11 protein-coding genes are annotated in these 11,771 nt (G+C 34.6%); 5 read left to right on the top strand and 6 right to left on the bottom strand.

Annotated features, from left to right (window positions below; genetic code table 11):
- The first annotated feature begins 113 nt into the window (after positions 1-113).
- Together HNP25_RS19675 and HNP25_RS19670 are read left to right on the top strand one after the other, a co-directional pair.
- The gene (locus tag HNP25_RS19675; RefSeq protein ID WP_184137116.1) at positions 114-1,184 is read left to right on the top strand and encodes a M42 family metallopeptidase; all 1,071 of its coding nucleotides are present in this window, start codon (positions 114-116) and stop codon (positions 1,182-1,184) included.
- 74 nt (positions 1,185-1,258) lie between these two features.
- The gene (locus HNP25_RS19670) at positions 1,259-2,278 is read left to right on the top strand and encodes an AraC family transcriptional regulator (protein ID WP_184137114.1); all 1,020 of its coding nucleotides are present in this window, start codon (positions 1,259-1,261) and stop codon (positions 2,276-2,278) included.
- A gap of 83 nt (positions 2,279-2,361) precedes the next feature.
- On the opposite strand, the gene HNP25_RS19665 is transcribed toward HNP25_RS19670, so the two are convergent.
- From HNP25_RS19665 to HNP25_RS19655, 3 genes are all read right to left on the bottom strand, one after another.
- Positions 2,362-2,721 (bottom strand): DUF4260 domain-containing protein, encoded by a 360-nt coding sequence (locus tag HNP25_RS19665; protein ID WP_184137112.1) that lies wholly within the window; start codon positions 2,719-2,721, stop codon positions 2,362-2,364.
- A gap of 96 nt (positions 2,722-2,817) precedes the next feature.
- On the bottom strand, positions 2,818-3,771 hold the full coding sequence (locus HNP25_RS19660; protein ID WP_184137110.1) for an NAD-dependent epimerase/dehydratase family protein: 954 nt from the start codon (positions 3,769-3,771) through the stop codon (positions 2,818-2,820).
- Positions 3,772-3,945: 174 nt separating this feature from the next.
- The gene (locus HNP25_RS19655) at positions 3,946-5,067 is read right to left on the bottom strand and encodes a redoxin domain-containing protein (protein WP_184137108.1); all 1,122 of its coding nucleotides are present in this window, start codon (positions 5,065-5,067) and stop codon (positions 3,946-3,948) included.
- A 196-nt stretch (positions 5,068-5,263) separates the two neighbouring features.
- Between HNP25_RS19655 and HNP25_RS19650 the strand changes: the two genes are divergently transcribed.
- Together HNP25_RS19650 and HNP25_RS19645 are read left to right on the top strand one after the other, a co-directional pair.
- On the top strand, positions 5,264-6,049 hold the full coding sequence (locus HNP25_RS19650; RefSeq protein WP_184137106.1) for an amidohydrolase: 786 nt from the start codon (positions 5,264-5,266) through the stop codon (positions 6,047-6,049).
- Positions 6,049-6,693, top strand: coding sequence for an SGNH/GDSL hydrolase family protein (locus tag HNP25_RS19645; RefSeq protein ID WP_184137104.1), 645 nt, complete (start codon positions 6,049-6,051; stop codon positions 6,691-6,693). The genes HNP25_RS19650 and HNP25_RS19645 overlap by 1 nt, the downstream gene beginning before the upstream one ends.
- 41 nt (positions 6,694-6,734) lie before the next feature.
- Here HNP25_RS19645 and HNP25_RS19640 read toward each other — a convergent pair whose 3' ends face one another.
- The 3 genes from HNP25_RS19640 to lysS form a co-directional block, all read right to left on the bottom strand.
- Positions 6,735-8,222, bottom strand: coding sequence for a Do family serine endopeptidase (locus HNP25_RS19640; RefSeq protein ID WP_221432518.1), 1,488 nt, complete (start codon positions 8,220-8,222; stop codon positions 6,735-6,737).
- 290 nt (positions 8,223-8,512) lie between these two features.
- The gene (locus tag HNP25_RS19635) at positions 8,513-8,959 is read right to left on the bottom strand and encodes an Hsp20/alpha crystallin family protein (RefSeq protein WP_184137102.1); all 447 of its coding nucleotides are present in this window, start codon (positions 8,957-8,959) and stop codon (positions 8,513-8,515) included.
- Positions 8,960-9,234: 275 nt separating this feature from the next.
- Positions 9,235-10,947 carry a lysine--tRNA ligase gene (gene lysS / locus HNP25_RS19630; protein WP_184137100.1) on the bottom strand — a complete coding sequence of 571 codons (1,713 nt, stop codon included), beginning with the start codon at positions 10,945-10,947 and terminating at the stop codon, positions 9,235-9,237.
- Between the two features lie 287 nt (positions 10,948-11,234).
- On the opposite strand from lysS, the gene HNP25_RS19625 reads away from it, so the two are divergent.
- On the top strand, positions 11,235-11,624 hold the full coding sequence (locus HNP25_RS19625) for a LytR/AlgR family response regulator transcription factor (RefSeq protein ID WP_184137098.1): 390 nt from the start codon (positions 11,235-11,237) through the stop codon (positions 11,622-11,624).
- The last annotated feature ends 147 nt before the right edge of the window (positions 11,625-11,771 follow it).

Genomic DNA, 11,771 nt, shown 5'->3' with positions numbered 1-11,771 from the left:
GCTTTACAAGAAACTTTTCAACTACTTTTAACGCCAGATTTGAGAAATTATCAACAATGTTTAATCATCAGCCCAGTTTAAGGGTTGAGCCTAAATTTTTTATAGAATAAGTTATGACTGAAAACGCAAAAACATTCCTCTACGAATACCTCAACAATGCTTCGCCAACGGGCTTTGAAGCTTCTGGTCAACAAATTTGGTTAGATTATATCAAACCCTATATCGACGAAACGATTATTGATGTTTACGGAACTGCCGTTGGGGTTATCAATCCCAACCAACCTTACAAAGTAGTTATCGAAGCTCATGCCGATGAAATTTCTTGGTTTGTGAATTATATCGACGATAACGGCTATATTTTCGTAAGAAGAAATGGTGGCTCTGATGCCGTGATTGCTCCTTCGATGCGTTGTAATTTACATACGAAAAAAGGGGTGGTAAAAGGCGTTTTCGGCTATCCAGCCATTCACGTGCGTGATTTGGCTAAAGACAAAGCTCCAACTGTCAATGACATTTTTATTGATTTGGGTGCTGCTAACAAAAAGGAAGTAGAAGAAATGGGCGTTCATGTAGGTACGGTCGTTACTTTTGAAGATGGACTTACAGAATTGAACAATCGTTACTTTGTAGGACGTGCTTTGGATAACCGCATGGGTGGTTTTATGATTGCCGAAGTAGCCCGAATGCTGAAAGAAAACAATGTTGAATTACCTTTTACTTTGTATGTCGTAAATGCCGTACAAGAAGAAATCGGTTTGCGTGGTGCTGAAATGATTGTGAGACGTTTGAAACCAGACGTTGCCATTGTAACAGACGTTACGCACGATACTCAGTCGCCGATGTACAACAAAAAAGAGCAAGGTGATTTGAAATGTGGTTCTGGCCCTGTGATTTGTTACGGCCCAGCTGTACAAAACAATTTACGTGATTTTATCATCGACGTTGCCGAAGCAAAAGAAATCAAAATTCAGCGTCAGGCGGTTTCACGTTCTACTGGTACTGATACTGATTCGTTCGCTTATGCTACTGAAGGTGTGGCTTCTGCCTTGATTTCGTTGCCATTGAAATATATGCACACGACCGTTGAAACGGTTTCAAAAGAAGATGTGCAAGCAGTAATTAACTTGATTTATGAATCTTTACTTTCTTTAAAAGGAAATGAAGATTGGCGTTATATTAAGTAAGCATAAATACCTATCAATAGGGTTGGGATTAATCCCAACCCTATTGATAGCAAAAGCTAAACTTCCTCCAACCCATGAAAAAAAATTCCCTCTCCGTAGCCTCTTTCAATCTGATTTTATATGCTGCCCAACAAAGAGGGGCAGACTATACTACTTTGTGCGAAAAAGTTGGTTTGACTCCCGAAATGCTACAAGACCCAGACGCTCGTTTACCCATCAAAAAAGTACAAGTACTTTGGAAAGAAGCCGTAGAAATGACGGGCGATAAACATTTGGCTTTGCATCTTGGAGAATCTATCAATACGGTTGCGGTGGGAATTTTGGCTTATGTGATGATGCACTGCCCTACTTTGGATAAAGCTTTAGAGAAACTTTGTCAGTATCAAGATATTGTTTGTGACGGTTCAAAGACCACAGTTTTTATTCAAAACGATTTGGTTTATGTTACGCTTACACAAATAAGCGATGAAATGTTGTATCCGCAATATGCTTTTGAGTCTGAATTGTCTATTTATCACGCTGCTATGGAAGGAATGATTGGCAAAGATTTACCCCTAAAATCTGTTCATTTCAATTATCCTGCATACTCCGATTCATCTGAATATCAGCGAGTTTTTCAAACGCAAGAAGTAGTTTTTGAAAGTAATTTTACGGGAATCGTTTTTGAAAAAAAGTACTTTCATTTGCCGATTATCAACGCCAATCCCAATCTTTTTCCTTTGTTTGATAAACACGCACAGAGTATTCTGGAAGGTTTAAATCAAGATAATTCCTTCAAAGAAAAAGTGAAAAAAGAAATTTTGGATGGCTTGAAAGGTGAAGAACCTTCACTTTTCAATGTTTCAAGAAGTTTGGGAATTGGTTTACGCTCTTTACAAATGAAACTCAAAGAAGAAGGAGTTACTTTTCAGCAACTCCTTGATGAAATTCGCAAAAATTTAGCTTTACAACATTTACAAGAATCACACCTAAGTACCACAGATATTGCCTATTTATTGGGTTATTCTGAACCAAGTGTTTTTTTCCGTTCTTTCAAAAAATGGACTGGATACACACCTAATGTTTATCGTAAAAATCCTAAAATGGTAGCATAGGGTTTTAGATTTCGGCGGTCGGATTTCGGGTTTCGGATTTTAATATTGAAATAAATTACTCTCTAAAAGCTCAAGGCTGAAAGCTATTTTGCTGTTTTACCTATCCTTCCCAAATGTGTATTTTCAAAGCTGTCTTCATACTTTAGTCCATAGCCCATCATTCTATCAAAAGCTGAATGAGCAAAAAGGATTGTTCCCAACAATAAAATTCCTTGATTTTGTTCATAATAACCTAATACTAAAATAGCAATTCCTAATGCCTTATGATGTACGAAATTGTACATCCACGCTCCTATTTTGGGATTTATTAAATAACCCAACATTCCTAAATCTGGCAATAAAAGCAATGCAGGAAAATACCACCAAGTAAATGATAAACGACTGAAAATCAATACTCCCAATATAAATTCAGCCAATTCTTCTAATTTTAAAATATTTTTCATATCTGTTTTTTCTATAAATTTTATAATAAAATACTCAACACTCCTGTCATAACTTGGAGTCATGGCATGAGTAAAAGAAAGCTCATCTCTCAAAGCTCACAACTTAAAGCTCTCCCTAAACCAATTCAAAGTTTCTGTAATCGCTTCATACAAAGGTGTTTCTTTAAAATCAGGAAAAATACTTCTTACTTTACTATCGTCCAAAAGTACTGTTCCATCAAAAAGATAAAGCATTTCTTTTACTTCTTTCATCACTGGCATAAAAATCCCTAATACTGAGAACAACCATTTTGGATAAACTGTAATCTTTTTAGGAGCATTCGCCAATCTTGAAATTTGGTTTAATAAACCTTTCATCGTTGGGTGTACTTGTCCGCCATAATTATAATTTTCATAAGGTTTTTGAACGCCTCTTTGCATCAATCTTACCATGATTTCAGCCGCATCTTTAGTAAAAACCATTTGGTGTGGAATATCCACTCGGACAGAATAAGGAACTGCTTTACCGTTAAGGGCATTAATAAAAATAGGCTTAATACCTTCATTCAACACATTAGGTCCCCAAAAATCTGGTAAACAAACATTGAGTACTTTACATTTTCCAGCGTTGGCGGCATCTCGCAACGTTTTTTCGATTTCTACTCGCAAAGCTCCTTTACGAGTACATGGGTTTTCTGACGAATCTTCTTTAATCAAAGGCGTATTTCCATAATTATAAACATTTCCCGGAAAAACAATCATGGCTTTATTCAAGTTTGCCGCTTCGATAATCTTATTTGTTACCACGTCCATATTCCCAAACCATTCGTTATAGGGATAATTAATGCCGTGAAAAATATACTTTTTGTCGGTGGCTACTTGTTTCAAAAGATTCAAATCTTGTACATCGCCTTTGATAATTTCTACATGATTGAAGCTTTGAAAAAGGTTTTTCGCTTTCGCCACATCACGGACGATAATAGTTACTGGAATGTTTTTGCTAAGTAAATTTTCGGTAAAAGCATAACCGATACTTCCTGTTGAGCCTAAAACTAAGATTTCTGATTTCATGGTTTTTGTTGTTTAATGATGATACAAAGTTGTCTGAAAGCCCCGAAATCGTCCTTGACCAATCATGCAAACAAAATGACCTATTGCGAAAATCTTTTAAAAACAAACAGCGACAAAAAAAGATTTTTAGTCCCGTTTTTGTCGCTGTTTTCTTACTTCTGCAAAATATACTTGCTAATAAACTCTTCCAACAGATGGATTATCAACAATGATTCTCTTCATTTCTTGCGGATTAATCGTTCCTTGTTTTTGATAAACAATTTTTCCATTTGGCTCTACCAAAAGTGTGTAAGGCAAAGCTCCTTGCCATTTTGGGTCGATTAATTCTATCAATTTATAAGCATCGTCTGAATTAAAAATATAGTTTTTAGTCGAAGCTTGCAGCCTTTTTAAAGTAGCTAAAGCCTTGTGTTTTTTATCAAGTTTATCTGCCGAAATTGTCACTAATTCAAAATCTCTTAAACGATACATCCTATTTATCGTCATAAAATCTGGCAATTCAGCCACGCAAGGCCCGCACCAAGTAGCCCAAACATTGATTAAACGCAATTTCCCAGAATCATTTTTCAATAAATTCTTTATTCCTTCTTCATCAATGGTTTCTAAATTAACTGGCTCTTTTTCCCAATCTATTTTTTCTTGAGCAGCCAATTCTCTCTTTCCTCCCCATTTTACCGAACAACCAAATGTTTTTGTCTTACTTATTGCTACTGGTTTATTGGCTAATAAGTCTTCAATCGCATTTCTGGTATCATGATTTTTAGGAGTACCTGTTGGCTTTTCTACATCATCAATTCTGCCTGAATATCTCAAAATTCTTTTTTGGTCGAATATAAAAACATGTGGCGTAGCAACTGGTCCAAACTTTTTAGAAACTTCTTCGGTATCTCCGTCATATAAATACGGAAAATTAAATTGATGTTCTTTGGCTCTTACTTTCATGTCATTAAAACTATCGCCCAAATCGGTGTAACCCATTTCATCCAAACGGACACTTACTGGGTCGTTTGGTGAAATTGCAATTACTTGTACTCCTTTCATTTTGTAATCAGTTACTAATTTCTTGATGCGTTCTTCATAAGCTTGTGCCGTCGGACAATGATTACAAGTAAAAACTACGACTAGCACTTTTGCTTTTGCAAAAGAATTCAGCGAATACATTTTGCCATCAGTAGCTTTTAAATTAAAATTAGGTGCAGGCGAACCTATTTCTAAAGTTGGATGCTCTTCAATATTTTTGAAGCCCAATACTCCTACGCAAATCGTTAATAATGAGATAATAAGTATTCTTTTCATTTTTTTAAAATTGTTTTTTATGCTTGATAAAAGATAAATATTATTTTTCAGGAATGTATCTTGTTTTGATAGCTAAGTTTTTGCTTTAAATAAAATCAAGCATATTCTATAAAATCAAAACTTGATTGAGCCACATAAAATGAGTATTTTTGAAAACAGCTTTCCTTGTTTTCCTTTCTTAAACAACGCTAATTTTATGCAAGACCTTTCTATAACACTCATTCAAACTGATTTATACTGGGAAAATTCAACAGCCAATTTGGCAATGTTGGAAGAAAAAATTGCTATGATTGCTACTCCTACCGACTTGATTGTTTTACCAGAAATGTTTAATTCTGGTTTTACAATGAATGTTGAACAAGTAGGCGAACCGATGAATTTTTTCGTACAAAAATGGATGAAACAACAAGCTGCACAAACAAATGCTGTTGTAACTGGAAGTTTTATTGCCAAAGAAGGTGAAAAGTATTTTAACAGACTGATTTGGATGCGTCCAGACGGAAGTTTTGAACAATACGACAAACGTCATTTATTCCGAATGGGTGGCGAACATCATTACTTTACTGGTGGCACGCAACAATTAATTGTGGAATTGAAAGGTTGGAAAATTTGTCCGCTGATTTGTTATGATTTACGATTTCCTGTTTGGTCAAGAAATGTAAATCATGCTTACGATTTATTGATTTATGTAGCCAATTGGCCAGCAGTACGTTCTAAAGTTTGGGATACACTTTTACAAGCAAGAGCCATTGAAAATCAAAGCTATGTAATCGGAGTAAATCGAGTGGGGAAAGATGGTATGGATTTAGTTTACTCAGGGAATTCAACCATTATTGATTTTAAAGGAAATCATCTTTTCTACCAACCAGATAGCGAAATTATTAAAACACAAGTGCTCAATAAAAAGAGTTTGGCAGAATTCAGAGAACAGGTTCCTGCTTATTTAGATGCCGATTCTTTTGAAATTAACAACCTTTTATAATGCAAAAAAGATTACTCACTTTTTCTTTAATATTAAATGTAATACTTATCCTTACGGGTGGAACTTTAGCTTTTAAGTTTAAAGAAAAGCTTCATCAATATTTATTTCCGCCATCATCCAATAATATTTTATTAGTGGGCGATTCTTTACTAGCACTAGAAAATTGGACTTTCCTTTTGGAAAGAAATGACATTACTAATTTAGCTTATGGTGGAGCAATTACCCTGCATATTCTAAAAAATGTAGAAATACTAAGTCCTAAAATAAAACCTAAAATATGTGTAATAGAAGGTGGAGTAAATGATTTACTAGCTGGCGTTCCTGAACAAAGAGTTTTAGAGAATTATATCAAAATGATCCATATCCTTCAAAATCAGCAAATTAAGCCCATTGTTAATGCTGTTATTTATACCAATCTTCCTGAAATAAATCATCAAATAACGATTTTAAACCAACAACTGGCAAGTTTTTGTCAACAAAACCAACTAGTTTATGTAGATGCCAATCAGTTTCTAGCTGAAAAAGAAACACTAAAAAATCAATATTCATTAGATGGCATTCATTTAAAAAAAGTAGCTTATCCACTTTGGGCAAAAGAACTTTCTGATGCAATTAAAAAATTGGAGCATAAAAAAAACCTGTAAAGTTTAGCTTCACAGGTTTTTCATTGAAAATAAGAATAATTTTAAAGTACCATAATTACACGAGTACCGTCCACATCTATACCTTCAATTTTAACTCTTCCTTTACGGTTAGCCAAAACATCTGCAACTTCTTTAGCATCAGTAATAGCTTTATCGTCGATTTTAGAGATGACAAAACCTTTGTCGAATCCTTGATAACCTAAACGTCCCTCAGGATCAACTTCTGTGATTTTAGCACCACCACTTACTTTGAATTTAGCTTTTTCGCTTTCAGTTAAATTAGAAAGTTTCGCTCCAAGGAAATCGCTTTTTACAACATTTCCTGTCACTTCACCTTTTACGATGTTAGTATTTCCATCTTTATTTTTCAATACTACATTAAAATCTTTCAAAGAACCATCACGATTCACAGTAACAACTACAGTTTCGCCCGGACGCTTGCGACCAACCAATTCCATCAATTTTGACATTGATTTAGTTTCAATACCGTCAATTTTTACAATTACGTCATTTACTTTCAAACCTGCCGATTGTGCCGAACTTCCACCTGTAGTCGGGAAACCACCGACATAAACACCATCACTTACTTTTAGGTCTTTTTCTTCAACCAATTTTGCGTTTACTTCAGCAATATTGATTCCTAAATATCCACGTTGAACGTTGCCGTATTTAATTAAATCTGCTGCCACTTTTTTCACGATTCCAACTGGAACAGCGAACGAATAACCTGCAAACTGACCTGTACGGCTATAAATTGCGGTGTTAATACCAATTAATTCACCTTTCAAGTTTACTAAAGCACCACCAGAATTACCCGGATTTACAGCAGCATCTGTTTGGATAAATGATTCTAATGGATTAACATCTTTATCACGGTCGATGATGTTTTGGCGACCTTTCGCTGAAACAATACCAGCCGTAACTGTTGATTCTAAATTGAAAGGATTACCAACAGCCAATACCCACTCTCCTACTCTAATACCATCCGAATCTCCAAAAGTTAAGAAAGGTAAATTATTAGTTTTTACTTGAATCACCGCAATATCTGTAGCAGGGTCAGTGCTGATTACTTTTGCTTTTAATTCACGTTTATCATTTAAAATTACTGATACTTCATCAGCATCTTGCACCACGTGATTATTGGTAACGATGTAACCGTCTGCACTAATAATTACTCCTGAACCTGAGGCTTCTTGTGGTTCTTGTTGCTGACGACGACCACCGCCTCCACCAAAACCAAAGAAATCTTCGAAAGGATCCATCATTTGACGGCTTACATTACGAGTCATTTTTGTTTTGATATGCACTACGGCTGGCGTAGCTTTTTCAGCAGCAAAAGTAAATTCACCTGGTGCTCCTGCTGGTACAGCACCAGCATTGGATACCATTCTAGTAAAAGCTGAAGGCGTATTTGTAAAAAGTGAATCTGATGAAGATTTTTCTAAAAATAGCTTATAGGCGCCAAGCGTAGTAGCACTACTCAATACTCCGGCTATAGCTAGGTTTTTAACATTATTTTTAATTTCCATGGTTGTGATATTTTGTTAAATTTTACAAAACAGTTAAAGATTGAATAAATCTTTCGGTCTTTCATTCACATCTGCTAATTTAACGCAAAAACTTTTTTTAAGGTGCATCGCTGTAGGGCTTTTTAACAAATTTTAAGAAAAATAGCGATGAGATTTAAGCCTTGAGCGATGAGCTTTGAGTTTTTAGGTCAAATTCTGAAATAATGAGTTTAAGTGCTTCAAACTTTCTCTTAAAAACTCTCCATTTTTCAACTTATTCTCAAAGCTCATCGCTGATAGCTTTCAGCTAATTAAACTACTGCAATTTCTTTTACTGCTGGTTTTATTTCTTCTTTTTTAGGTAAATTGATGTTCAAAATACCATCATTATAAGTTGCTTCAATTTTTTCGCCATCTACTGATTTAGGTAAATTGAATGTTCTTTGGAAAGAAGAATAATTAAATTCTTGACGAGTATATTTTTCTGTTTTTTCTTCACTTGATTCTTCTTTTTTCGTTGAAATACTCAAGCGGTTTTCGTGAAGACTTAATTTGAAATCTTCTTTTTTCAAACCCGGAGCCGCAACTTCAATTTGGAATGCCCCTTCAACTTCTTTCACGTTTACAGCTGGAATATTGTTGAAAGCTAATTGATGATTTTGTTTTGACGGATACATAGTGTCTAGGTTCTTTAAAACGTTGTTGAAATCTTCATTGAAAAATTGAAATGCTGGGTTGTTGAATCTTACAAGTTTCATGGCTTTATTATGTTTAAATGTTTTTTGATTTGATGTTTAAAATGAATTATCCAATTTTAATTAATGGACATCCCTTTTATTTCAAATCTTATACCAGCCAATAAATTACGCCATTTTGTCTTATTTTTTACACTTATAGAACTTTATTCATGACAAAATAGCCGATTTAAGAAAGTTAAGATAATAAAATTGTCATTTAGCATCTCCGAAAATCAAAGGTAAAAATGGAAGTAAACAAAAACGGCTACCTCAATTGAAGTAGCCGTTTTGTTTGTTTATTCAAACCATTTAAGAACGTCGTCCTTAGTAGGGATTGTAATATCTAATTTTAATTTTTTGCGCATTCCGCCCAAATCATTAAATACTTTATTCGGATTAGCTTCTTTCAAAGCAGTAATCGTCATAAAGCCCATTTTTTGAAGTACTGGAATCCATTCAGTTGGTACGCCGATTGCCTCATACTCTTCATTCGTAGAAAGTTCAGCTTTCTTTTCAGGACGCATCTGCGGGAAGAATAAGACTTCTTGAATAGTAGTCTGATTAGTCATCAACATTGTCAGGCGGTCGATACCAATACCAATACCAGCTGTTGGTGGCATACCATATTCTAATGAACGAAGGAAATCTTCATCCATCGCCATCGCTTCATCATCACCTCTTTCCGCTAATTTGAGTTGCTCTTCAAAACGTTCACGTTGGTCGATTGGGTCATTTAATTCTGAATAAGCATTGGCAATTTCTTTACCATTCACAAATAATTCAAAACGTTCAACCAAACCTGGTTTGCTACGGTGCTTTTTTGTCAAAGGTGACATTTCAACTGGATAGTCGATAATGAAAGTTGGTTGAATTAAATTTCCTTCTACTTTTTCACCAAAAATTTCGTCAATTAATTTACCTGTTCCCATCGAAGCATCCACTTCAATTCCCCAAGAAGTACAGTGTTCACGAAGTGTTACTTCGTCCATACCTTCTACATTTACACCAGTATATTTTTCAATTGCCTCTGCAATCGTCAAACGAGTAAATGGTCCAGCAAATTCGATTTCGTTTTCACCAACTTTTACTTTTGTTTGTCCATTAGTAGCTAAAGCAACTTTTTCGAAAATTTCTTCCGTAATTCCCATCATCCAATTGTAGTCTTTGTAAGCTACATAGAATTCTAATGAAGTAAATTCTGGATTATGGGTTCTGTCCATTCCTTCGTTACGGAACATTTTACCGAACTCATAAACGCCATCAAAACCACCCACAATAAGGCGTTTTAAGTATAATTCATTGGCAATACGCATGTATAAAGGCATATCCAATGTATTATGATGTGTTTTGAATGGACGAGCAGAAGCTCCACCATGAATAGGTTGAAGAATTGGTGTTTCTACTTCTAACCAACCTTTTTCATCAAAAATTGTACGCATTGTCGTTACAATTCTTGAACGCTTCAAAAATATTTTTTTAACGTCTGGATTAACAATTAAGTCAACATAACGTTGGCGATAACGAGTTTCTGGGTCTGTTAAACCATCATATACATTTCCTTCTTCATCACGTTTTACAACTGGTAACGGACGTAAAGATTTATTAAGAATCTTGAATTCAGTAACATGAATAGAAATTTCACCCGTTTGAGTAGTGAATACATAACCTTTCACTCCAATGATGTCGCCAATATCCAATAACTTTTTGAATACAGTATTGTAAAGGGTTTTGTCTTCGCCAGGACAAAGGTCATCTCTACGAAAATATAATTGAATACGACCAGAAGCATCTTGTAATTCTGCAAATGAAGCACTTCCCATGATACGGAAAGACATCAATCTACCTGCAATCGAGATGTTTTTATAATCAATCTTATTGTTTTCGTAATGTTGCTGAATATCTTCAGTAGTTACATTGATTTCGTATAGTTCAGCTGGATAAGGGTCAATTCCCAACTTCATCAATTCTTCTCGCTTTTGTCGGCGAAGTACTTCTTGTTCTGAAAGCATAGTCGTTGTAATATAATTTGCAAAAAAAATCACAAATCTTGTTTTCTACAAAATTAAGGATAATTCGTGTGTCTTCAAACCATAAAATTATTTCTGATTTTTTTGTTACCCTTTTTAAAAGTTTTTGCGACTAACAAATTGTAGTACCAAAAGCAGGTTTCATCATAACGTATAAATACGCTAATTTACCAACAAGGTGTATTTACGCTAAAATATTGATGACAAAGGCATTTGTTTTGTACTATGCAATACTTTTCATCAAGGTGATTTTTGCAAACCAAATAACAATGAACTTACCAATACAAACCAATTTTTTATATTCTCCTAAGCGATTTAATCGAGAAAGAAGCACAATTATCTATTTAGAAAGAGGGAAAACAGAAATTTACATCGAGGAAATCTTGATGTGCAAAGGTGAAGGAAATTATACTTTTGTTCACTACAAAAATGGAGAAAAGCATTTGTTCTCAAAAACATTAAAACAATTTTGTGAACTCTTTGAAGCTTACGATTTTTTGAGAATCAGCAGATCAGTACTCATTAATTTAAAATACTTGAAAGCCTTCAATACCGTAGAAGAATTAAGTGTAATTATGATTAATGAACAAAAAATAGACATCGCCCGAAGAAGAAAGGCACAGTTTCAAGATACGATAAGAAAATTTTCAAAAAAATAAATATTAGTGGTTAGGTGAAAACGACAGCTTCCTGAATTTTTCGGGAAGCTGTTTTGATTTAAAGGTCTTCCCAGACCTCCTTCCACCCTTTTCTACAGGTTAATTCTTTAATACAAACGAACCCATTTTCTTTTTTTTGTATTTTAT

Source organism: Arcicella rosea (assembly GCF_014204325.1).
Lineage (GTDB): Bacteria > Bacteroidota > Bacteroidia > Cytophagales > Spirosomataceae > Arcicella > Arcicella rosea_A.
The sequence above is the reverse complement of the archived record's forward strand: the minus strand, read 5'-3'. Positions and strand labels throughout refer to the sequence as shown.